A 22,151-nucleotide genomic window follows, 5' to 3' on the forward strand; every position below is an offset into this window, starting at 1 on the left:
CGTCAGTCCTTCCCGCTGACGCCGGCCGACGCGGTCGCCAGTGCGCCGTCCGGGATGGTCACCGCCGGGAACAGTCCGCGCAGGACGTGGTGGATCGTCTCGGTGAGCACCCGCTCGGCGACCGGGTCGATGATGCTGGCGAGGCTGGGCACTCCGAAGTCGAAGCTCGCCACGAACGTCATCGCCACCCCGTCCGGTTCCTGGCGCAGCGTCCAGGCGCCGGAGAACTCGTCGAAGTCGCCGTCGATCTGGTCGAACGCGATCGTCAGGCGATCGCGGTCCAGGTCGTCGGCCTCGGTCCAGGCGAGGATCCCGTTGCGGAACAGGACCTCCCACGAGCTGACGACCCGTCGCGCGCCGGCCGGCGACTGCACCGTCACCGTCTGGACCACGTCGACCAGTTGCGGATAGCGCTCGAAGTCGACCAGTTGGTCGAACACCGCGCCGCCGTCCCCATCGGGTAGGAACGCCTGAATCTCGACCCGTCGCATGTCAGTGGACCCCCAGCCGGTCTGCTGTCGGATAGCGGTGGTCGAGCGTGCGCAGCGCGCCGTCGAACGCGTCGACCAGGAGGGCGACCTCGTCGCCGGAGAGCACCGCGGGCGGCGTGAGGCGCAGCACCGCGCTGGCGATCAACGAGTGGTTCACGATCACCCGGGCGTTGAGCAGTTCGAGGATGGCCTCGCCGGCCAGCCCCGGGCCGGTGAACTCCACCCCGATCAGCAGCCCGACGCCGCGTACCTCCCGCACCAGGTGCGGGTACCCGCCGGCCACCGCCCGCAGCCGGGCCAGCAGCTCGTCGCCGAGCGTCGCCGCGCGCTCGACCAGCCGTTCCTCGGTGACGGCGGTGATCGCCGCGCGGGTGGCGGCCATCGCTATCGGGGCGCCGGAGAACGTCGAGGTGTGCAGGAACGGGTCCTTGTCGAAGGCCTGGAACGCCTCGGCGGTGGCGACCACGGCGGAGACCGGCACGATGCCGCCGGACAGGCTCTTGCCGGCCAGCAGCACGTCCGGGGTCACGTCCTCGCGGAGGGCGCCCCACCAGTGACCGAGGCGGCCGACGCCGGTGAGGATCTCGTCGAGCACCAGGAACGCGCCGTGCTCCCGGCACAACCGGGACACCTCGCGCAGGTATCCGGGCGGTGGCACGACCACTCCGCCCTCGCCCTGCACCGGCTCCATGATCACGCAGGCCGGCGGCCCGGCGGCCAGCGCGACGCCGAGCGCCTCGGCGTCGCCGTACGGAACGTGCGTGGCGTCCGGCAACAGCGGGCGGAAGGGTCGCTGGTAGAGGTCCTGTCCGGTGACGGAGAGCGCGCCCATGGTCTTGCCGTGGTAGCCACCGACGGTCGAGATGAGCCGGCGCCGACCCTGGACCCGCGCCATCTTGATGGCCGCCTCCACGGCTTCCGCGCCGGAGCCGGCGAAGTGCACCCGGGTGAGGCCGGGCGGCGCCACCGCGACGAGCGCCGCCGCGGCCTCGGCCACCGACGGCTCCAACATCAGTCGGGTCGCGATCGGATGGCTCTGGATCTGCGCGACGACCGCGGCGACCACGGCCGGGTGCCGGGCCCCGTGCAGGAACACGCCGTAGCCGCCGACGTTGAGGAAACGGTCGCCGTCCGACGTGTGCACCCACGCACCCTCGGAACCGACCTCGACGTGTCCACCGAACATGTCGCCGAGCTTGGCGCGGCCCCGGGACAGGTACCGGCGGTAGTTGTTCCGGACCTGCTCCCGTACCTGGTGATCGATCTCCACGCTGCTGGTGGTCACCACTCCCCCTAACTCACCACGAGCGGCTGGCCGCCGAACCAGGCCGTCAGTTCCGCGGCGCTGCTCACCCGCGACGGTGGGTGGAAGGCGACCGCGTGCGACGCGGCCGCGAGATACGCCACCTCGGGCGAGGAGATGAACGCCATCCCACCGAGCAGGTCCACCGCGCCGCGCACCGCCGTGGCGATCGCGGTGGTGGCGGCGAACCGCACCACGAGCGCCCGGCCGAGGGCGTCGTTGCCGCCGTCGCCGTCGTCGAGGCTCCGTGCCGCGCCGTCCAACATGATCGCCGCGCCCTGGACCGCGGTCGCCACCTCGGCCCGCTCGGTGACCGGTCCCCGGCCGCTGGTGAGCGCGCGCTCCACCAGCGCCGACGCCACCCCCAGGTAACACGCGGTCACCAGGAGCTGGAACCAGACGAACCCGATGGTCTGCAGGTCGTCGAGCTGGCCGTCGAGCGCGACCTCCGGATAGACGAACAGGTCCGGGTGCACCTCGACGTCGTTGAGCAGCACCGCGTCGGACTCGGCGCCGGTGAGCACCGACGACGCCCAGAACGGCTCGATCGTGATGCCCGGCGACTCCGCCGGGATGAGCGCCACGCCCAGCCGGGTGCCACCGTCCTCGGTGGGCACCGCGACGCTCGCGGTCAGCAGGTCCATCGAGGCGGAGAGGCTGCACGGCCGCTTCGCGCCGGTGACCCGCCAGTTCGCGCCGTCACGCCGGGCGGTCATGGTCGGCGTCAGGATGCCGCGCCCGGCGTGCCCCTCGGCGAAGCCGGAGGCGACCAGCCGACGGTCGGTGGCCACCGCCTCCAGCAGCATCCACTCGAAGCCGACGTTCGCCCGGGCCAGGGCCACCAGGCCGGCGACCGAGAACTGGTGCATCGTGGTGGCGACCGCCAGCGAGGGTGCCTGCGCGGCCAGGGCGCGGGTCACCCGCACGGCCTGGAGCGCGGACGCGCCGAGCCCGTGGTACGTCTTCGGCACCACCAGACCCGTGCCACCGGCCTCCCGGAAGAGGGCGACGCCGGGGCCGCCCTTGCGCTCCAGCTCCATCAGCGGAACCTCGCCGAGCCTCTTGAGCAGGCCCGGAAGCAGCATCTCGCAGGTGTCCCGCTCGGTGTCGAGAAAACTCATGCGGCCAGACCCTCCCGCTCGGCACGCAGCGGGGAGGCGAGTGCCGCCCGCCGGGGTTGGACGTCGCGGCCGATGCTGATGCCCTGCAGGTGCGACGTCCGCAGCATTGGATAGTTGCTCTCGCCCAGCGGGCCGCCGGTCAGGCCGGCGCCCCCGTGGGTGGACAGGTACGGGACGAAACCGATGTGCGAATCGTTGATCTTGAGCAGGCCGCCGTTGTGCACCCGGGCCACGAACTGCTCGACGGTGGACTCGTCGCCGGTCCAGACCGAGTTACGCAGCGCGTACTCGTTGGCGTTGAGGAAGTCGATGACGTCGTCGAGCAGGCCGTCACCGTGGTCCGGGTCGGGCACCACCACCGGCAGCAGCGGGAAGAAGGTCTCCCGGGCCACCGCCCACACCGCCCGTGCGTCGGCCAGGCCGTTGACCCGCAGGACCGTCGGCTCGACGAACACCCCGGTGGACGAGACCGAGCCGTCCAGCTCCATCCGGTTGCCGCCGGCAAGCACCTCGCCGCCGCACTCGGTGGCCTGCTCGACGTACCGAGCGAACTGGTCGCTCTTGAGCACCGGCGACAACAGCACGTCCGGGTCCTCGGGATAGCCGGGCCGGATCTTGCGGGCGTGGCTGATCAGGCGGGCCAGCAGGCGGTCCGCGATGGCCGGGTGGGCCACCACGTAGTTGGGGACCATGCAGATCTGCCCGGACCCGAAGAAGCTCTCGGTGAGCGCCTCGGCGGCCCGGTCGAGATCGGCGTCGTGCCACACCACACAACCGTCGTTGCCGGCCAACTCCAGGATCGGCTTCTTGCCCCGGCGTACCGCCTCCTCGCCGAGCGGGATGCCGAGTTCGCTGCTGCCGAAGTAGAAGATGTCGTCGACGAGCGGGCTGGCCAGGAACTGGTCGAGGATCCGCTTGGGCGGCCCGCAGACCACGTTCAGCGTGCCGGGCGGCGCGCCGACCTCGTCGAGGATCGGCGCCACGATCTCACGCAGCACGAACATCACGCCGTAAGGGCTCCCGCGCGGCGCCTTCACGACGAGGGCGTTGCCGGCGGCGAGCGCGGGCACGCCGAGCAGTGAGTTGACCGCCGCCGCGTTCTGCGGTGGGCTCAGCGCGACCACGCCGTCGGGCTTGCGCACCACCAGCAGACGCCGGTTCGCGTCGTCGTACTCGCGGTGCATCTGCTCCGCGCACAACCCGATCGTCTCGGGGCTGGTGCCGTGCAGGCAGCCGGCCAGCTCCCACTCGGCGAGCGCGCGCGGGTGGCCCTCGTGGACGAGGACCTCCACCACCTCGTCGTGCCGCCGGCGCAGCTCCTCGTGGAGTCGGTGCACCACCTGGAGTCGTACCTGAAGCGGCATCGCGCCCCAGACGGGCGCCGCCGCGGCGGCGGCCTGGATGGCCCGCTCGACCACGGCGTCGTCGGCCACCGCACAGCGGGCCAGAACGCTCGCGTGCTCGTCACCGTCGTGGCGACGGCCGCGGTCCAGGTCACGCTTGAGAGAAAGCTGGGGCAGCATGTCGTCGAGCACCGCCGAGGCGCGCAGGCAATGTACCCACTTGTCCGCTGGAACGTCCTGACCTGCGATGTAGGACCCGTACGATCGCAACGTCGCAGCCCCCTCCCGTGAGCGAGTCTGTGCTACTAATTCATTGGCCGAGGAACGGTCGAACCATAGATGCCCGCGTCGAAGGGTGTCAACGAACCTTTGAGCAGAGGCAAGATGCCGACACACGAAGCGGAAGCGACGCGTAAGCACCCCACTCGGTGGATTCGGATCGGAGCGGGGGTGCTGGCCGCGCAGCTGCTCGCCCTCGGCGGGCCGGCATCCGTGGCACCGCGCTGGTTCTTCGACTGGTTCCCGTTCGGCGCGGGCTGGGTGGCCGCCGGTGGCCCGTACAACCAACACCTGCTGTCCGATCTGGGCTACGCCTACCTGGCGCTGGCGGTCGCCCTCGGGTGGGCGGCCGCACGGCCGGTGCGAGAGTTGTTGCTCGCCGCGGCGGCCGCGTCGATCGTCGCGAACACGCCACACCTGCTGTTCCACCTGGCCCACGCGCAGGCGCTGCCGGCCGTCGACAGCGTCGCGGAGAACGCCCTGCTGGCGCTCACCGTCGTGGTGGGGCTCGCGGTCTTCTTCGCCGCCTACCGTCTCCCGGCCGGCAACGCCGCCGCCGGGCCGGCACCCACCGATCTCCCGCGCGAACGACCGTAGCCCGGAACGACCGGAGACCCCCGCGAGCGGACCTGGACGAGTGGTTCCTCAATCCACGACGGGGATGGGTCCGCGGGAAACGGCGCTGGTCATCCGCTGTGGCTGCCGTTCGGATCGATGTGCTGTTGGGCGGCATACCGCAGAGGCATGAAGATGCCTCTGCGGTATGCCGCTGACGACCGTATCCGCCGCCACGGAGGTGACCGAGGGTCACCGCCGGCCGCCCGATGGGTTCGAATTCGTCCAGGGCGCGGTCGTGCTGGACTGGTCAACCTGCCTGAGCGGGCTTCGCCCGACGGTCAGGATCGGCTGGTCGGCCAGATGCGGCGGGCCGGCCGGCCGTCGGCCGCGGGCAGCGGGCGCGTCGACTCCCACATCCGCCGCCACTCGGCGGCCTGCGGACCGGCGGTGGCCGCGACCGCGGCGGCCGGCGCGGTCCGCAGCGAGCGGTACCAGCCGACCTCCTCCTCCACCCACAACCGGCCGATCGCGGCGGTCATCCGCTCGTGGAACGCCCGCGCGCCCTCGCCCTCACGCGGCCACAGCGGCCGGCCGTAGCGCACCACGACGGTGCGGCGGCCGGGCATCGGCCAGTTCCGTCCGCGCGGCATGGCACCGAACGTGCCGCGCAGCGCGACCGGCACCGCGGGCACGCCGTGGGTGCAGCACAGGTGCGCCGCGCCGAGCCGCATCCCGCTCATCCAGCCGTCGGTGGACCTGCTGCTCTCCGGGAAGAGCAGCAGGCTCCAGCCGTCGCCGAGCAGTCTCGTGGCGAGGCTGCGCAGCCGCCGGTCACCCTGCCGCTCGATCGGGAAGGCGTTGAACACCAGCGACGTCACGACCGCACGCCAGCGCGCGTCGAAGAAGTAGTCGGCGGCGGCACCGACCGCCAGCCGTCGCGCGAACCGGCGGGGCACCGAGCCCAGGATCAGCGGCGTGTCCAGATGACTCGCGTGGTTGGAGACGAAGACGGCGGGCCCCTGCAACCCGTCCAGGTATTCCGTGCCGCGGATGACCGGGTGGGTCTGGGTCCAGGCCACCGACTTGAGCACACCCCGCTGCAGGCCGAAGCGGACCGCCCCCGCCGCCCGGGTACGGGCCCAGGCGGTGGGGAACTCCGAACGCTCGCGGCGGATCTCGTACGGCTCGGCGGAGCGAGGGGTCGTCGCCCGGCCACGCCAGTCGCGGCGGCCGCGCAGCAGCCTCACCTCGTCGATCAGGCGCACGTCGCCTCCCGGGTCATCGGACGTCCGCCAGCGTCACCGGCGGGGCGTGCAGATAGGTGATGCTCGGGCTCGACCCGACGGTGTCACGCGCCATCTCCAGCGCGTCGGCGAGCGAGGACGCCGCCCGGAAGCCCATCACCGCCGCCGTCTTCCGGTCGGCGCCCACGAAGATCACGTCGCCGAGGTGCTCCATCGCGTGCGCCCCCCAGTACCACATGTAGAACGGGTGCACGCCGTGGTACGCGTAGCTGGTCCGGTACAGGTGCCGGTACCAGGGGTCCTGCGCGTACTGCTGCTCGTACTTCGCCTCGATCGCCGCCGGGTCGGTGGTCTGCGGCAGGACCTCCTCGAAGAAGTCGATGTAGCTGGGGTGGTGCACCGGGTGGAACTCCTTGGGCAGCGGGTGGTAGAAGATGCCGACTCCACCGCGCCGCACGATGGGCTGGTTGCGGTAGAGGTTGAAGAAGTAGCCCAGGCCCAGCGACATCACCAGGATCGGGTTCATGATCGAGTTGACGTTGTACGGGCAGATGAAGGGCAGGCCCCAGACGCCGATGTCGCTCTGACCCTGCACCTCGGTGAGCTGCTGACGGTGCACGTTGGCGAGGGTGAGCGGGTGGACCGAGTCCGGCCGGCCCGCGTTGACCCCGGTCACCCCGTACGGCGCGTCGTTGTTCTGCCAGACGCGCCGGCGCAGCTTGGGCGGCGTCAGGTCGTTGGCCCGCTTGGCGGCCAGGTAGGAGAGCTGGTCGCCGATCCCCCACTCCCATTCGCGCTTGTTGAGGAAGCCGACCTGGTTGGGGAACGAGTCGAGGTTGAGCGTGGTCTCGACCGTGAAGACCTTGACCGCCTCGCCCAGCACCTCGGCCATCCGGTCGTACGAGTGGTGCATGGCCGAGTTCGGCGGGTCGTTGAAGGAGCGTGAGTGCCGCAGCGTGTGGACGTTGTGGTGGTGCCGCAGACTCTTGTAGGAGCCGAGCCCCACGGTGACCGACTTGCTGCCGCCGCTCATCGCGGTGAGGTTGATGTTGGCGTACACGATGAGATCGCTCTCGGCGGCCCGCCGGTTGATCTCCACGTCCTCGCCGTGCGGCGTGGTGCCGAGGTGGACCAGACCGTCCGGGTCCTCGGCGTCGTGATTCTTCAGGTGCTTGGGGAAGAACGCCCGGAAGACCCGCTCGCCGACGATCCGCTTCAGCTCGGCCGGCGTCATCCGCCGGTGCAGCGAGTTCGCCGCGATCAGCTCGACGTCGTCCACACCGGCCTCGGCGGCGAGCTCCAGCACGTTCTCGATGACCCGCTGCCGGATGTCCGGTGGGCGCATCTGCGGCAGCGGGAGCGACAGGTCGTCGAAGACGATCGTCAGTCGCATCCCGGGTCGCAGCAGGTCGGGCAGCGGCGGGGAATCCACCGGGTGCAGCAGCGCGCGCTGGATGGCGGCGTCGACGTTGGCGATGGGCGGAAGCGAGTCCGGCGGGTACACCACCCGCGTGCCGAGCGGGAACCGCTCGAGGAGGAATCCCTCCCCCTGATGGACGAGCAGCGGCGGCGTACGCTCGTCGACCTCGAGCACGAAGCCAGGTCTGCTCATGGATTGTCCTTTCGTCGTTCCGGCTCGTGCGGTGCGTCGGGCTGCTGGATCAGTTGCGGCTGGGATCGAAGGCGACCTTGACGGCACCCAGCTGCCCGGCCTTGGCGGCATGACCGAGCGCCTCCCGCCAGCGCGACAGCGGGTAGACCGCGTCGACGTAGCCGTCCAGGGGCGCTTCGGCGGCCAGCGCCATCGCCTCGGCGAACGTGCCGCCGGTGGATTCGTCGGCCGCCTGCGGGTCGGCCTCGGCGGTCGGGCTCGCCGCCGCGCTGCCGCTGGAGGCGTACGACCCGACGAGGTTCAACTCCCGGAACCAGACGGGGGTCAGGTCGACGCCGCCGGAGGGCATCCCGGAGAGCAGCACCGTGCCACCGGCCCGGACCAGCCGCAGCGCCATGTCCAGGCCCGCCCCGGCGCCGGTGCACTCGAAGGCCACATCCGCCCCGCCGAGGAGGAAGTCGCCGCCGATCATGGGTTGCTCCAACGTGCCGCCGCAGGCACGCCGGACCGCCCGAGCCGCGCGGGACGGCTGGAACACCTCGGTGGCCCCGAGCTCCCGGGCCCGGGCGTGCTGGTGCGCGTGCTTGGCGACCACGTAGATCGGGCCGGCCTTGGTCAGGGCCCGCAACGCCAGCAGGGTCAACAGGCCGACCGTGCCGGCGCCGACGATCAGCACGGCCGCCCCGGCCGGCACCTGCGCCCGGTGGACCGAGTGGACCGCGCAGGCCAGCGGCTCGACGAGCACCGCCCGGCGGTCGTCCATCGTGTCCGGTACGGGGTGCAACTGGGCCGCGTGCGCGACCATCTGCCGACCCCAGCCGCCGCCGGTGTCGGTGCAGTATCCGGTCTGCAGGCCGGCGGAGACACGACCGGCGGTGACCCGGTCGCACCGGCTGTGCTGCCCCGCGACGCACCAGCGGCAGGGCTCGCCGCCACGGACGGCGCAGGATAGCACCGGGTCGACCACCACCCGGCTGCCCTTGGGCAGGTTGGGTAGGTCGTCCAGGGTCTCCGCGACCACCTCGTGGCCCGGCACGAACGGCATCGAGACGACCGCGCCGAAGTACGGCGACGAGCGGCCCGTCAGCAGGCTGACGTCGGAACCGCAGATGCCGGAGAGCAGCGGTCGCAGCCGGACCCAGTCGCCCGACGGCAGGCTGGGCTCGGCCCGGTGCACCAGGCGCAGCGGCGCGACGTTGCTGGCGAGCACCCCGGACATGCGGCCGCCGAGCTTGGTGGAGCTGGCGCCACGGGCGGCGAGGAAGCGGGGAGTCGACTGGCGGTACTCCAGGGCCGGCATCATCGGGCCGCTCCCCGCGCGCCGGGGCCGGCGGCCGAGGTGGTCAGCTCGACCATGGTCTCGACCGCGCCGACCGTGTGCCCACCCCACTCCTCGATGCGCCAGTTCTGGCGCTTCGCGTGGCGGTACAGCTTGGGATCGGGGTTGACGGCCACCGGATTGCCCACCCCCTCGAGAAGTGATCGGTCGGAGAAACTGTCGCCGTACGCGTACGAGCTGCGCAGATCCGCGCCGATGTCGTCGGCGTGGTGGCGGAGCCAGGCCAGGCGGGCCTCACCCACCAGCGGCGGTGAGGCCAGGAAGCCGGTCAGGACGCCGTCGCGCACGTGCAACCGGCTCGCGACCACGTCGTCGAAGAGCGGTCGCAGTGACTCGATGAGGATGTCGGCGGTGCCGGTGATCAGGATGGTGCGGTGCCCGGCCGCGCGGTGGGCGCGGATCTGCCGGATCGCCTCCGGCAGCGCCCGCCGCAGCAGCGCGTCACCCATCCGCTCCCGGATCAGATCGCGCAGCGCCTCCTCGGAGGCGCCGGCGTACCGCCGCATGAAGGTCCGGATGAACTCGCCCCGGCTGCGCTGCTCGGCGCGCAGGTAACGCGGCGCGGCACCGGCGAGCGCGGCGAGCTCTTTGGCCCAGCCGCCCTTCGGCCGGTCGGACAGGCGGGCCCAGAGGAAGGTCTCGATGAGGTTCGACGCCACCACCGTGCCCTCCAGGTCGAAGACCGCCACCGTGTCGCGGCCCTCGGGCAACGGGCCGCGCCCGCCGGAGCGGGGACGGCGGGTCACCGACTGCCGCAGCAGCGCGGTGATGGCCGGGCAGTGCACCTCCTGGAGGTAGTGCGGCCAGTCGACCTCGGCGACGTCGAAGCTGCCCCGGCTGACCATCTCCTCGGGCAACTGGCGGTGCAGCGCCAGCACGTTGCCGTCGGTGTAGATGGCCTCGACCTCGGTGTAGACGCCGTAGAGGTCGGACAGTCGACGCAGCGACTCGATCCGCTTGGTCTCCTTGTGCACCTTCGTCATCCAGTCGCGGGTGCGCGGCGAGGCCGGCAGCCGCAGCAACGCCCGTTCGGCGAAGGAGACGGCCCGCTCACCGGTACGCAACCGGCGCTCGATCTGGCTCGCGCCCGGGAAGCGCCAGGTCGGCACCGCGATGTGACCCCGACCCGCCTCGGGCAGCGGATGACGGCGGAAGTAGTTGCGGATGTTCTCGTCGAGCTGGCGCTGGGTGAGTGGATTCCGCGCGCCGGTGCCGACGTGGTAGTAGACCGGCGCGGCGGGCTCCGGCTCGACGGCCGCGACCGCCAGCAGGGCGTTGGTGACCAGGTCGATGGGGACGATGTCCACCACCGCGTCGGGCAGGCCCGGGAAGTCCGGAAGCGTGCCGCGCCCGTACGACAGGATGATCGGGTCGACCATCTTGAAGGAGTCGAACCAGCCGGGGAACGGGTGGCGCAACGCGCTCTGCACGATCGCCGGGCGCACCACGGAGAGGCGCAGCCCTTCGTCGCGGGCGTACTGCTCGGCGACCCGCTCCCCCAGCGCCTTGGTGAACGTGTAGACGTCCGGCCAGCCGACGCTGTGCGCGCGCAGCCGGCCGTAGTCGACCAGCCGCTCGGTCACCTTGCGGCGCCGCGCCTCCTCGGCGGCCCGGGCGGTCGCCTGCGGGCCGGCCTTGCCGTGCTCGGCACGGGCCTCGGCCAGCAGCGCGCGCAGCGCCTCCGGACGGCGGGACGCGCGCTCCACCTCGGCCCGGGCGGCCAGCGCGGCGGTCAGCTCGGCCTGCCAGTCGACATCGTGGTCCAGCGGCGCCTCCGGGACCACACCCTTGCGCGCTCCGGCCACGTACGCCGTGGAGACGTGGACCACGTGCGGACGCCGCGGCAGCGCGACGACCGCGTCGTAGAGGTTGACCAGACCGCCGACGTTGACCTGGAACGCCTCGTCGATCGGCGGGTCGAAGGACACCGTGGACGCGCAGTGCAGGACGGCGGTCAGGTCGTCCGGCAGCGCCGGGACCGACTCGGTCAGGTCGCCCTCGAGCACGCTGACCCGCTCGGCCAGCAGTTTCGTGAGCGCCGGCCCGCCGATCCGGCGACGCAGCGTGCGGAACACCGGCTTGCGCCCCAGTCCGGCGACGCGGTCGGCGCCCGACGTCGCGCCGCGCCCCCGCACCAGCACCGTCACCCGGGTGTTGGGGTGGTCGGCGAGGAGCCGCTCCAGAGCTGCCTGCCCGAGGAACCCGGTCACCCCGGTGAGCAGGACATGGGCACCATCGAGAGACCAGTTCGGCAGGGCGGGTCGGTCACCCGGGTTGTAATTCACCAGCTGAGGATAGCGTCAAACGGGCCCCGCGTCAGCCCACCGATTCGCGGAAAAAACGGCGCTCCCGGTCAGCGCCAACGGTCCGGATCGTCGAGCAGCTCGTTCATCGATCCGGACCGGAACGCCTCCACGGTGAGCGGCACGTCGGGGAACCCGGCCGCGCGGATGGCCGCCGCGAGCCCCTTGTCGGCACGGGCCCGCTCCACGACGGGCGCGTCGACCTCGAGGCGTACGCCGTCGCCCAGGTCACGGACCCGCAGGTCGACCACCCCGTGCGGGTCCAGCAGGCGACGGGCGGCCAGCTCGGCCAGCTCCACCCGGGCCAGTCGGGCCGGCGAGATGGGCACGCCGTACGCGATCCGGCTGGCCAGACAGGCGGCGGCCGGCTTGGCGGCCGTGTCGAGCCCCCAGAGCGCCGCGATGGCGCGTACCGCCGGCTTGTCCAACCCCAGGTCCGCGAGCGGCGTGCGGGCCGCGCGCTCGGCGGCGGCGGCGATCCCCGGCCGGAAGCCGGCGGCCAGGTCCGAGGCGTTGGTGCCGGTCACCACGGCGTCGAAGCCGAGCCGGTCGGCCAGCTCGCGGACGGTGTCGATGAGCGTGCTCTTGCAGAAGTAGCACCGTCGCGGGCCGTTCTCGCGGTAGCCCTCGACGTCCATCTCGCGGGTGCCGAGCACGTGGTGCGCCACGCCGAGCCCGGCGCAGAAGTCGCGGGCCGCGGCCACCTCCGCGGCGGGAACCGCGGCCGAAACCGCTGTCACCGCAGCGACATCGGCCGGTTCCAGTGCCCGCACCGCCGCCGCGAGAGCGACGCTGGAGTCCACGCCACCGGAGAATGCGACGAGTGTTTTGCCGTATCGTGTGAATTCTGCGACGAGCTGATCCGCGGCCCCCCAGGCCCATTCATCAGGTCTCACAGCTCGACAGTACTGGAAGGAGCGTGAGGTGTCCGCACCGGAATTCATCGACCTAGGATTCGCACGGATGGACGTGGACCGTCTGTCGCGCACCGGCGACCCCGAGGTGGTGTACGGCGCGGGCAAAACTCCTGAACAGGTGACCGGAGCGATACACGCGTTGCGCGCCGCCCACCCCGACACGCCGATCCTCGCCACCCGGCTCAGCGACGCCGCCATGGCCCGGTGCACCGACGAGTTCGGCGTCGACGTGGTGGACCCGGTCTCCCGGACCGCGGTGGTGGGCCCTGAGCGCACGCCCGTGGGCACGGTCGCCATCGCCTGCGGCGGCACCAGTGATCTGCCGGTCGCCCGGGAGTGCGCGGCCACCGTGGCCGTCTTCGGCGCGCGGGCGGACCTGGTGGTGGACGTCGGGGTGGCCGGCCTGCACCGGTTGCTGGCCGAACGGGACCGCATCGCCCGCGCCGACGTGGTGGTGGCCATCGCCGGGATGGAGGCCGCGCTGCCGTCGGTCCTCGGTGGACTGGTCGGCAGCCCGCTGATCGCGGTGCCGACCAGCGTCGGGTACGGCTGGCACCTGGACGGCCTGACGGCATGGCTCGGCATGCTGAACTCGTGCGCCCCGGGCGTGTTGACGGTCAACGTGGACAACGGCTTCGGCGCGGGCGTCGCCGCCGCCAGGATCGCCCGCCGCACGCCGAGCTGCGCAGACGCGAATGGCTGAGCCGCGGGCGACGGCCGACGGGACCAGCCCTTCGGCGTCGACCACCGCCCTGTGGGTCGACCCCGGCAACGGCGCCGCCGGCGACATGCTGCTGGCGGCGCTGCTCGACGCGGGCGCGAGCCTGTCGGTCGTCGAGCAGGGCGTGGCGCGACTCGCGGTCGAGCCGGTGACACTGAAGCTGGAGAGCGTACGCCGGCACGGCCTGCGCGCCGCCCATCTGGTCGTCACGGCGCCCGACAGCGGCACCCACCGCGACCTGGCCGCGGTGACCGCGATCATCGGTCGGGCCGCGCTCGCGCCGGCGGTGCACGAGTTCGCGGTCGCCGCCTTCACCACCCTCGCGCACGCCGAGGCGCGGGTGCACGGCGTACCCCTGGCCGACATCCACTTCCACGAGGTCGGCGCCCTCGACGCGGTGGTCGACCTGGTCGGTTGCGCCCTCGCGCTGGCCGACCTGGGGCTGCTGGACGCCTCGGTCCGGGTGGTCGGCCCGGTCGCGGTGGGCTCCGGCACGGTCCGCACCGAGCACGGTCCGATGCCGGTACCCGTGCCCGCCGTCCTGGAGATCCTCTCCCGCGCCGGGGCCCCGATCGCCGCCCATCCGGCCGCCATGGAGCTGTGCACGCCGTCGGGCGCCGCCCTGCTCGCCACGCTCGCCACCGGTTGGGGGCCGCCACCGGCGTTGGTGCCGCACGCCGTCGGGGTCGGCGCCGGCACCAGGGATCCGGCCGGCCACCCGAACATCCTGCGGGTGCTGGTGGGCGCCTCGGCGGCGCCGGACGCCGACGCCACGCCCTGGCAGGGCGAGCCGCTGCACCGGGTCGACACCACGATCGACGACGTGGACCCCCGGGTCTGGCCGGACCTGCTGGAGCAGTTGCGGGCCGTGGGCGCGGCGGACGCCTGGTGCACTCCGGTCCTGATGCGCAAGGGGCGACCGGGGCAACTGCTCAGCGTGCTGGCCGCACCGGCGCAGCTCGACCTGGTCTGTCGGCTGGTGTTCACCTACACCGGCACGCTCGGCGTGCGGGTGTCCAGCGTGCAGCGGCGCCGGCTGCGCCGCGACCAGATCGCCCTGCCGTACGGCGACACGGCCGTCCGGGTCAAACGCGGCTACCTGGGTGACCGCCTGGTCAGCGTGCAGCCGGAGTACGACGACGCCCTGGCGGTCGCCCAGCGGGCCGAGGTACCGGTCGCCCGGGTGCTCGACGAGGTCCGCGCGGTGGCCCGCGGCGTCGACCCGGCGTCGCAGGCCGGTCCACTCCCGGAGGCGACCACGCCATGATCTGTCTCATGCCGCACTGCGGTTTCCTGTCCGCCACCTCGCGCATGTTGGAGATCTACCGCGCGCTGCGCCAGCGCGGGGTGACCGCCCGCATCGCCACCCACGGCGGCACCTACGAGCACGTGCTCCGGGACGTCGGCGTCCCGTACGACATCGTCGGTGAGCGGATGACGCCGCAACGCTGCGAACGGTTCATCCGCGACGAGATCGGCATGGGGTACGTCGGTCAGAGCATGTACACCGACCGGGAGATGCGCGACTACGTCACCGCCGAGACCGAGTACTTCCGCAGACACGACATCCGCACGGTGGTCACCGGCTTCACCCTGACCACCCTGCTGTCGACCCGGCTGGCCGGCGCCCGACTGGTCACCGAGCACGCCGGCAGTTGGGTACCGCCGCTGTTCGAGCGCGGGATGCTGCCGGCGCCGAGCCAGGCGCACTTCGGCCTGCTGCCGTCGCCGCTGCTGCGGTGGTTGTCGAACACCCTGCCGCCCCGGGTCGGCTTCTACTGCGGCGGGTTCAACCGGCTCGCCGCCGACCTGGGCGTACCGCGCGTGCCCAGCCTCGCCGCGCTCGTCCTCGGCGACCTGGCGCTCATCCCGGAGGTGCCGGAGGTGCTGGGGGTGTCCGCCACCGAGGTGGCCGACTGGCGGCCGGACGGCCGGTCCGGCTACCGGGCGAGCACCCGGCTGCGCTGCGTCGGGCCGCTCTACGCCCGGCTGGACCTGCCGCTGCCGGAGCGGGTAGCCCGTTTCCTCGCCGAGCCGGGGCCGGTCGTCTACGTGGCGGTCAACTCGGCCGAGGTCGGTTTCGTGCGGCGGGTGGTGACGACCATCGCCGCCCTGCCGGTGCGCGTGCTGGTCGCCGGCACTCACCACGACCTGCACGACATGGCCGGCGACCGGGTCATGGTGGGCGGGGTGCTGCCCAGCCACCTGATCATGCCGAAGGTGGACCTGGCGATCACCGCCGGCGGGCAGGGCAGTGTGCAGACCGCGATGGCCGGCGGCGCCCCGGTGCTCGGGTTTCCGCTCCAACCGGAGCAGGACCTCAACCTCGCGCTGCTGGAACGGATCGGCGCGGCACGCCTGCTGGCACCGAGGCACGTGCCGGCGCGGCTGGCCGCGCTCGCCGCCGAGATGCTGGCCGACCGGTCCTACCGGGCGGCGGCCCAGCAGGTCCAACGCTGGTACGCGGCCACCGACGGGCCCGCGAACGCGGCCGAGGCGATCCTGGCGTTGCACGATGCCGGTGAGGCCGACCCCATCGGCCCCGCCGGCGTGCTCGGTTGACGCGGCCGGCGGACTGATCCGCTACGCGGCCGGTGGGGCGCCCGTTCCCGCCGGCCGGACGACCGGTCCGGTCGACCACTGCTCCTCGTGGTCGGCCTTGCGCAGGAGTTCGTCGGCGCTGTGCGCGACCCGGGACATCGCCAGGCGCAGCAGCGGGGGCGCCATCATCGACGTCACGATCGCGACGAGGGCGATGATGGTGAAGGTGGCGATGTCCAGGACGCCGAGCCGCAACCCCACCATGGCGACGACGATCTCGACCACGCCCCGCGCGTTCATGCCCGCCCCGACGGCCAGGGACTCCCAGTGGCCGAGCCGACTGGATCGCGCACCCAGGTAGGCGCCGGTGAACTTGCCCAGGATCGCCGCCGCGAGCACCACGACGGCGGCGATGGCCACGTCGCGGTCGAGCAGCACGCCGAGGTCCATCCGCAGGCCGGCGGAGGCCAGGAAGATCGGTGCCAGCACGGTGAGCACGATGGTCCGCAGCGGGGCCAGCACCGCCCGCCGCTCCCGGATCGCCTGTCCGACGAGGATCCCGGCGACGAACGCGCCGAACACCGCCTCCATGTGCAGCGACTGGGTGATCGCCGCCCCGGCGAGGACGATCACCACGGCCGTGACGATGGTCGGCCCGCTCTCGGCGGATCGGCCGGCGAGCCGCAACGCGCCGCGCACCAGCGGCCGACCCACGATGATCGCGGCGGTCACGAACGCCACCAGCAGCAACAGCGACAGCGCGACCTGACCGGCGCGTACGCCGACGGTCGCCATGGCCGACACAACCGACAGCAGGAACCAGCCCACCGCGTCGTCCACCATGCCGGACGTCATGATCAGCTGCCCGACGTCACGGTGGATGAGCTTCATGTCGGCAAGGGTCTTGGCGATCACGGGGATCGCCGTCACACACATGGCGACGGCGAGGAACAGCGCGAACACCGGGCGTTCGGTGGTGTCCGGTACCAGGACGGCCGGGGCCAGGTAACCGATCAGGATGCCGAAGCCGATCGGGATGAGCAGGCCGCCGAGACTGATCCGGAGAGCCGAGGTGCCGCGGCGGCGGACGATCCGGGTGTCCAACTCGATGCCGGCCACCCCCACCAGCAGCAGGACGCCGATCTGGGCGACGGCGTCCAGCAGGTGCATCTGCGCCGGGTCGGTGGGGAACAGCCAGTCGTGCACCGCCGGCACCGCGTGGCCGAGCAGCGACGGTCCGAGCACCACGCCGGCCATCAGCTCGCCCACGATGGGCGGCAGCCCGAAGCGGGCCACCAACCGACCGAGGGCCAGACCGAGCAGGAGCAGGGACGCGATCTGGACGAGCAGGATCACGACCTGCCCGCCAGCCAACGGCATGACGGGTGCGTTCATACCGGTCTCATCTCCGTGATCAGGGCCGCCAGCCGATCGAGCCCCTGCTCGATCTGCGGCGGCTGCAGCAGGCTGACCGACAGGCGCAGTTGGTGCCGTCCACCGCCGTCGGCGTAGAAGTGGTGCATCGGCGTCCACAACACACCGAAGTCGCGGGCGGAGCGCTCCAGCAGCGCGTCGTCCACCACGAACGGCACCGTCACCACGAGGAAGAAACCGCCGCCCGGGGTGTTCCAGGAGACGCCGGTACCCGGCCCGAAGCGCGCCGCCAGGCCGTCCAGCACGTGCCGCAGATTGCGCCGATACGCGCCGGCCTCCCGCTCGTTGGCGCGTACCAGGCTGCCGTCGTGCTCCAGCAGCTTGCCGGCGATGACCGCCTGCGCCAGCGGGGAGGTGTTGACGGTCACCATGCTCTTGATCTTGGATAGCTCGTCGGCCAGCAGGCCCGTTCCCCCGGGACCGGCCACCGGCTGGTCGGCGACCACGTAACCCACCCGGGCACCGGGCATCCCGGTCTTGGCGAACGAGCCCAGATAGACGACCCGCCGCTCGTCGTCCATGGCCTTCAGGGTGGCCGGGCGCTCGCCGCCCGCGTGGAACAACCCGTACGGGTTGTCCTCCAGGATCAGCAGGTCGTGTTCGGCGGCGGCGCGCAGCACCGCCACCCGGGTGTCGGTGTCCAGGCTCGCCCCGGCCGGATTGGCGAAGTCGGGCACGAGGTACAGCGCGCGGGGGCGTTGCCCCGCCGCCCGGGCGGTGCGCACCACCCGGGCGAGGTCGGCCAGATCGATCCCCCGCGCGCCGTCCCGCACCGGCAGCGCGGTCATGTCGACGAGCGACGCGGCCCCGCGGATCCCCACGTAGTTGGGCGAGACCGCCAGCAGCACGTCGCGGGGATCGGTCCGCAACGCCCGCAGCACCAGGAACATCGCCTCCTGCGCGCCCACCGTGACCACGATGGCCTCCGGGTCGACATCGATCCCCTCGTCGACCGACAGGTTGGTGGCCACCAGGTCGTGGACGATGCCCTTGGTCCGCCCGTACTGCAACAGGGTGCGGTTGACCTGACGCTCACTCAACCCGTGCTGATCACGCAGGTGGTCGCAGTAGCGGCGCAGATAGCGGTGCACCGCCTCCACCTCGAAGAACTCCTCGTAGGGCCGGCCGGCCGCGAACGACACCGCGTCCGGGAAACGACCGGCGATCTCGTTGAGGAAGGTCATCGAGTCGAGCACCGGGTCGGCCAGCGAGCCGTGCAGGTCGGCCAGCGCGATCGGCGTGCGGACACCCACCGTGGTCGTACCCGACCCGCCGGTCATCGCGACCGTCCGGCGGGGACGTCACCGGACGCCCGGCCCCGCGCCGCCGACCTCGGCCCACCGCCGGCCACCGTGGTGCCGTGCCGCAGCGCCCGCAGGTCGGCGCAGCCCATCATCGCCATCGCATCCTCCAACTCGGTCCGCAGCAACGAGAGCACCCGCCGGGCACCGGCCCGGCCACCCACCGCCAGCCCCCAGAGCGCGGGCCGGCCCACCAGCACCGCGGAGGCGCCGAGGGCCAGCGCCCGTGCCACGTCCACGCCGCTGCGGACGCCGCTGTCCAAGAGCACCGCGCACCGGTCGGCCACGGCCGCCACCACCGGTTCCAGCGCGGCGATGCTGGGCACCGCGCCGTCGAGCTGGCGCCCGCCGTGGTTGGACACCACCACCGCGTCCACTCCCAGGTCGGCCGCGCGTACCGCGTCGTCCGGGTGCAGCACACCCTTGACGACGATCGGCAGACGCGTCCGTCGCCGCAGCCAGTCCAGGTCCCGCCAGGACAGCTTCGGGTCGAACGCGAGGCCGGTGTGCACCATCAGCGCCGAGCTGTGCAGCCCGCCGGAGTGCGCCGGCGCGCCGACCTCCGGCGGCAGGTTGGCGGCCACCACGTCGTCCGGCAGCGTGAAACCGGACCGCATGTCCCGCAGGCGACGCCCCATCCGGGGCACGTCGACCGTCAACATGAGGGCCCGACAACCGGCGTTCTCGGCCCGGGTCACCAGGTCGGCGACCACCGCGCGGTCGCGCAGCCAGTAGAGCTGCATCCAGACCGCCGCCCGGGTGGCGGCGATCCGCTCGATCGGCTCGCTGCTGAGCATGCTGGCGACGAAGACCGCGCCCTCGTCCCGGGCCGCCTCGGCGAGCGCCACCTCGCCGTCCGGGTGCAGGAGCCGCTGGTAAGCCATCGGCGCCACCCCGACGGGCAGGCCCATCGGCGTGCCCAGCAGCTCCCCGCCGAGGTCGCCGGGCTCGGCACCCACCAGCACGCGCGGGACCAGATGCACCCGGTCGAACGCGTCCCGATTGTCCCGCAGCGTCGACTCGGTGCCGCTGCCCCCGGCCACGTAGTCCCAGACGGGCTCCGCCAGCACCCGCCGCGCCGCCGACGCCACGTCGTCGAGGCAGAGCAGGGCGGCGAGGTCGGTTCCCCGGTCCGCGATGGTGGTCACAGGACGTCGTGGGTCTTGGTCCGCTCCGCCTCGACCGCCTCGTAGAGCGCCCGGATGTTCCCGCTGCCGAAGGTGCGCGCACCCAGCCGCTCGATGACCTCGAAGAAGAACGTGCGGCGCGGATGGGTGGACCGGGCGAAGATCTGGAACAGCTGGCCGTCGTGGTCCTCGTCGACGAGGATGTTGCGGGACCGCAGCTGGTCCACGTCGTACCGGGCGAGGTCGAGGCGCTGGCCGAGCAGGTCGTAGTAGGTCTCCGGCGTGCGCAGGAACTCCACGCCGCGATCGGTCAACGCCGAGATCGCCGACACGATGTCCGGCGAGCAGAGCGCCACATGCTGCACCCCGGGGCCGCCGTGCCCCTTGAGGAAGTCGTCGATCTGCCCGGCGGCGGCCGAGGCGTCCGGCTCGATGAGCGTGAGCGTGACCAAGCGGGACGGGCTCTGCACCACCTTGGAGAACATCGCCTGGTTGCCAACCAGGATGTGCTCCTCGAAGGTCATGTCGAAGTCCAACACCGTGCGGTAGAACTCCACGGTCTCCTCGAGCGTGCCCGCCTCGAGACAGACGGCGAGGTGGTCGACCACGCCCAACTCCGGCCCCGGACCCGCCGGGAGCAGGTGCCCGTCCGGTAGACCGGGCGTCAGGCCGGGCAGCACCGGCCCGGCCGCGCCCTCGGGTGGCTGGACGAACGTGTGCGTCACGTCGCCGAAGCCGCCGACCGTGGCCGTGACGAACCCGTCGCGGGCGGCAGGCTCGGCCACCGCCCGCGCGCCGCGGGACACCGCGACCTCGAACGCCGCTGTCGCGTCCGGGGTACGCATCGCCAGGTCGGCGACCCCGTCGCCGTGCTGCTGCACGTACAGGCTGGCCGGGTGTGCGTCGACGAGCCCCTCGGTGACCACGAGAACCGTCGAACCCTGCCGCAGCGCCACCGACACGTGGTCCTCGGTGCGGCGTGAGCCGGCGACGGCGAAGCCGTACTGTGCGGCGAGTTCGCGTGCCGCCCAGACCGCGTCGGTCACATGGAATTCGACGTGGTGCACAGCCAGGTCGCTGAACACACTGCTGCCCACGCTCACTGATGTCCCCCCTACCGGGGCCGAGCGGCCCCCTTGTGGTCAGAAGATGGGAGCCGCCGTCGGAGCCGACAGCTCACCGAGATACGGATGCCAGAGGTGTTCGGGGTCCTGCTCAACGGCCCGGATGACGTTCCGCATCTCGACGAGCGCCTTGGGCTCGGCCTCGTCGTACATGTTGCCCTGCAACATCTTCAGCACGTCGAGGCGATACCGCGGGTCCTGGACGAACGCGGTGAACAAGATGTTGAGCCGGTAGTAGACCGAGATGAACTCGTACCAGTTCCGCACGCCGCGTCGCAGCAACATCTCGTACGTGGTGAACCGCTCGCGCTTGAAGTCGCCGGCCTCGGCGGCGGCGATGATGTCGTTGCAGGCCAGCCGGGCGCTGTTGAGGGCGATGCTAACGCCGGTGGAGAAGATGGGATCGACGAAGCGGGCGGCGTCGCCGATCATGACGAAGTTGTCGCCGCAGATCTGCTTCATCGCGTAGCTGTAGTCGCCCTCGGCCTTGAACGGCCGTACCTGCTCGGAACTGCGCAGGGCCGCCTCCAGCTCGGGCCGACTGCCCACGCACTCCCAGAAGAAGGCTTCCAGGTCTTCCTTGGCGGCCTCGGCGAACCGGGCCTTCTGGGTGACGACGCCGATCGAGGTGACCGTCTCGGTGATGGGGATCTGCCACACCCAGGTGTCGGTCAGCGGCAGGAAATGGATGAAGATGAAGTCGGACTTCGACTGCTCCGCCGAGAGCGCCTGCCGGTCGAAGCCGTCGAACCAGGTGTGGATCGCGTACTGGTTGAAGACCGGGTCGGCGACCTTCACCTTGAGCTGGCTGCCCAACGTGGTGTTCCGGCCGCTGGCGTCGACCACCAGCCGCACCGGCACCTCGCGCTGCCCGTCGGCGGAGCGGGTGTGCATGACGGGGTGCTCGCCGTCGAAGTCGACCCGGTTGACCCGTACGCCGTGGTGGACCTCGGCACCGAGGCTCGCCGCGTTCTCCAGCAGGATCTGGTCGAACTTGCCCCGGTCGACGTGGAAGGTGTAATCCCGGTCGACGCCGGCCTGGTCCCGCTCGTTGAACATGACCTCCGCGAGCCGGAAGTCGTGGGTGAGGTTGGAGAAGCCCATGTGGCTCACCGGCCGCGACTCGGCCGACGTCCACGCCGCGCCGAACTTACGCGGGAAGCCGGCGGCCTCGACGGCGGCCATCGCCCCGGTCTCCAACAGCACCGGTGTGGTGGCCGGGACCAACGACTCGCCCACGTGCTCGCGCGGGAAGTGCGCGCTCTCGAAGACCACGACGGACAGTCCCGCCTTGGCCAGGTACGCGGCGGCCGTGGACCCGGCGGGCCCGCCTCCGATGATGCCGACGTCCCACTCTGCTGGCTTGGTGTTCATGGCGCCTCCTCGGCGGGCC

Annotated in this window: 18 protein-coding genes; 4 read left to right on the top strand and 14 right to left on the bottom strand. The window is 72.2% G+C overall.

Annotation, left to right across the window (positions count from 1 at the left end; translation table 11 throughout):
• Positions 1-2 precede the first annotated feature (2 nt).
• From ACN263_RS17745 to ACN263_RS17760, 4 genes are read right to left on the bottom strand one after another with little or no spacing between them, the layout of a single operon-like run.
• The gene (locus ACN263_RS17745; protein ID WP_422735455.1) at positions 3-491 is read right to left on the bottom strand and encodes an SRPBCC family protein; all 489 of its coding nucleotides are present in this window, start codon (positions 489-491) and stop codon (positions 3-5) included.
• Between the two features lies 1 nt (position 492).
• Positions 493-1,776: an aspartate aminotransferase family protein gene (locus ACN263_RS17750; RefSeq protein ID WP_422735457.1), complete on the bottom strand. Its 1,284-nt coding sequence runs from the start codon at positions 1,774-1,776 to the stop codon at positions 493-495.
• 8 nt (positions 1,777-1,784) lie between these two features.
• Positions 1,785-2,915 (bottom strand): acyl-CoA dehydrogenase, encoded by a 1,131-nt coding sequence (locus ACN263_RS17755; RefSeq protein WP_422735459.1) that lies wholly within the window; start codon positions 2,913-2,915, stop codon positions 1,785-1,787.
• On the bottom strand, positions 2,912-4,438 hold the full coding sequence (locus tag ACN263_RS17760) for an aldehyde dehydrogenase family protein (protein WP_422735461.1): 1,527 nt from the start codon (positions 4,436-4,438) through the stop codon (positions 2,912-2,914). Before ACN263_RS17760 ends, ACN263_RS17755 begins: the two co-directional genes overlap by 4 nt.
• Positions 4,439-4,708: 270 nt before the next feature.
• On the opposite strand from ACN263_RS17760, the gene ACN263_RS17765 reads away from it, so the two are divergent.
• The gene (locus ACN263_RS17765; protein WP_422735463.1) at positions 4,709-5,134 is read left to right on the top strand and encodes a hypothetical protein; all 426 of its coding nucleotides are present in this window, start codon (positions 4,709-4,711) and stop codon (positions 5,132-5,134) included.
• Positions 5,135-5,433: 299 nt separating this feature from the next.
• On the opposite strand, the gene ACN263_RS17770 is transcribed toward ACN263_RS17765, so the two are convergent.
• The 5 genes from ACN263_RS17770 to larE form a co-directional block, all read right to left on the bottom strand.
• Positions 5,434-6,360, bottom strand: a complete 927-nt coding sequence (locus ACN263_RS17770) for a lysophospholipid acyltransferase family protein (protein ID WP_422735464.1) — start codon at positions 6,358-6,360, stop codon at positions 5,434-5,436.
• Positions 6,361-6,373: 13 nt separating this feature from the next.
• Positions 6,374-7,951 (bottom strand): lactate racemase domain-containing protein, encoded by a 1,578-nt coding sequence (locus ACN263_RS17775; RefSeq protein ID WP_422735466.1) that lies wholly within the window; start codon positions 7,949-7,951, stop codon positions 6,374-6,376.
• Positions 7,952-8,000: 49 nt separating this feature from the next.
• The gene (locus tag ACN263_RS17780; protein WP_422735468.1) at positions 8,001-9,254 is read right to left on the bottom strand and encodes a zinc-dependent alcohol dehydrogenase; all 1,254 of its coding nucleotides are present in this window, start codon (positions 9,252-9,254) and stop codon (positions 8,001-8,003) included.
• Positions 9,251-11,575: an HAD-IB family hydrolase gene (locus tag ACN263_RS17785; RefSeq protein ID WP_422735469.1), complete on the bottom strand. Its 2,325-nt coding sequence runs from the start codon at positions 11,573-11,575 to the stop codon at positions 9,251-9,253. Before ACN263_RS17785 ends, ACN263_RS17780 begins: the two co-directional genes overlap by 4 nt.
• Positions 11,576-11,643: 68 nt before the next feature.
• Positions 11,644-12,537: an ATP-dependent sacrificial sulfur transferase LarE gene (gene larE, locus ACN263_RS17790; RefSeq protein WP_422735470.1), complete on the bottom strand. Its 894-nt coding sequence runs from the start codon at positions 12,535-12,537 to the stop codon at positions 11,644-11,646.
• 19 nt (positions 12,538-12,556) lie between these two features.
• Here larE and larB point away from each other — a divergent pair, with 19 nt between their 5' ends.
• Genes larB through ACN263_RS17805 form a run of 3 tightly spaced genes read left to right on the top strand, consistent with a single transcriptional unit; the run spans position 12,557 to position 15,793 of the window.
• Complete coding sequence (gene larB, locus ACN263_RS17795) at positions 12,557-13,213, top strand: nickel pincer cofactor biosynthesis protein LarB (protein WP_422735472.1); 657 nt, start codon at positions 12,557-12,559, stop codon at positions 13,211-13,213.
• Complete coding sequence (gene larC, locus ACN263_RS17800) at positions 13,206-14,498, top strand: nickel pincer cofactor biosynthesis protein LarC (RefSeq protein ID WP_422735474.1); 1,293 nt, start codon at positions 13,206-13,208, stop codon at positions 14,496-14,498. The genes larB and larC overlap by 8 nt, the downstream gene beginning before the upstream one ends.
• Before the next feature lie 8 nt (positions 14,499-14,506).
• Entirely contained in the window at positions 14,507-15,793 is a 1,287-nt protein-coding gene (locus tag ACN263_RS17805; protein ID WP_422735475.1) for a glycosyltransferase, read from the top strand.
• A 21-nt stretch (positions 15,794-15,814) separates the two neighbouring features.
• On the opposite strand, the gene ACN263_RS17810 is transcribed toward ACN263_RS17805, so the two are convergent.
• The 5 genes from ACN263_RS17810 to ACN263_RS17830 are packed head-to-tail and all read right to left on the bottom strand — an operon-like array spanning position 15,815 to position 22,132.
• Complete coding sequence (locus tag ACN263_RS17810) at positions 15,815-17,167, bottom strand: cation:proton antiporter (RefSeq protein ID WP_422735476.1); 1,353 nt, start codon at positions 17,165-17,167, stop codon at positions 15,815-15,817.
• Positions 17,164-18,486 carry a PLP-dependent aminotransferase family protein gene (locus ACN263_RS17815; protein WP_422735478.1) on the bottom strand — a complete coding sequence of 441 codons (1,323 nt, stop codon included), beginning with the start codon at positions 18,484-18,486 and terminating at the stop codon, positions 17,164-17,166. The genes ACN263_RS17810 and ACN263_RS17815 overlap by 4 nt, the downstream gene beginning before the upstream one ends.
• Positions 18,483-19,646: an alpha-hydroxy acid oxidase gene (locus tag ACN263_RS17820; protein WP_422740732.1), complete on the bottom strand. Its 1,164-nt coding sequence runs from the start codon at positions 19,644-19,646 to the stop codon at positions 18,483-18,485. Before ACN263_RS17820 ends, ACN263_RS17815 begins: the two co-directional genes overlap by 4 nt.
• 5 nt (positions 19,647-19,651) lie before the next feature.
• Positions 19,652-20,731 (bottom strand): 4-hydroxyphenylpyruvate dioxygenase, encoded by a 1,080-nt coding sequence (gene hppD / locus ACN263_RS17825; RefSeq protein ID WP_422735480.1) that lies wholly within the window; start codon positions 20,729-20,731, stop codon positions 19,652-19,654.
• Positions 20,732-20,776: 45 nt separating this feature from the next.
• On the bottom strand, positions 20,777-22,132 hold the full coding sequence (locus ACN263_RS17830; RefSeq protein WP_422735481.1) for an NAD(P)/FAD-dependent oxidoreductase: 1,356 nt from the start codon (positions 22,130-22,132) through the stop codon (positions 20,777-20,779).
• Between the last annotated feature and the right edge of the window lie 19 nt (positions 22,133-22,151).

This window comes from Micromonospora sp. WMMD729 (assembly GCF_049315225.1).
Lineage (GTDB): Bacteria > Actinomycetota > Actinomycetes > Mycobacteriales > Micromonosporaceae > Micromonospora.

What these genes read in the sequence shown, in the direction of transcription:
- ACN263_RS17745 (WP_422735455.1), bottom strand. Translation starts at nt 491, where the DNA reads ATGCGACGGGTCGAGATTCAGGCGTTCCTACCCGATGGGGACGGCGGC.
- ACN263_RS17755 (WP_422735459.1), bottom strand. Translation starts at nt 2,915, where the DNA reads ATGAGTTTTCTCGACACCGAGCGGGACACCTGCGAGATGCTGCTTCCG.
- ACN263_RS17760 (WP_422735461.1), bottom strand. Translation starts at nt 4,438, where the DNA reads ATGCTGCCCCAGCTTTCTCTCAAGCGTGACCTGGACCGCGGCCGTCGC.
- ACN263_RS17775 (WP_422735466.1), bottom strand. Translation starts at nt 7,951, where the DNA reads ATGAGCAGACCTGGCTTCGTGCTCGAGGTCGACGAGCGTACGCCGCCG.
- ACN263_RS17780 (WP_422735468.1), bottom strand. Translation starts at nt 9,254, where the DNA reads ATGATGCCGGCCCTGGAGTACCGCCAGTCGACTCCCCGCTTCCTCGCC.
- larE (WP_422735470.1), bottom strand. Translation starts at nt 12,537, where the DNA reads ATGAATTCCGGTGCGGACACCTCACGCTCCTTCCAGTACTGTCGAGCT.
- larB (WP_422735472.1), top strand. Translation starts at nt 12,557, where the DNA reads ATGGACGTGGACCGTCTGTCGCGCACCGGCGACCCCGAGGTGGTGTAC.
- larC (WP_422735474.1), top strand. Translation starts at nt 13,206, where the DNA reads ATGGCTGAGCCGCGGGCGACGGCCGACGGGACCAGCCCTTCGGCGTCG.
- ACN263_RS17805 (WP_422735475.1), top strand. Translation starts at nt 14,507, where the DNA reads ATGCCGCACTGCGGTTTCCTGTCCGCCACCTCGCGCATGTTGGAGATC.
- ACN263_RS17810 (WP_422735476.1), bottom strand. Translation starts at nt 17,167, where the DNA reads ATGAACGCACCCGTCATGCCGTTGGCTGGCGGGCAGGTCGTGATCCTG.
- ACN263_RS17815 (WP_422735478.1), bottom strand. Translation starts at nt 18,486, where the DNA reads ATGACCGGCGGGTCGGGTACGACCACGGTGGGTGTCCGCACGCCGATC.
- ACN263_RS17830 (WP_422735481.1), bottom strand. Translation starts at nt 22,132, where the DNA reads ATGAACACCAAGCCAGCAGAGTGGGACGTCGGCATCATCGGAGGCGGG.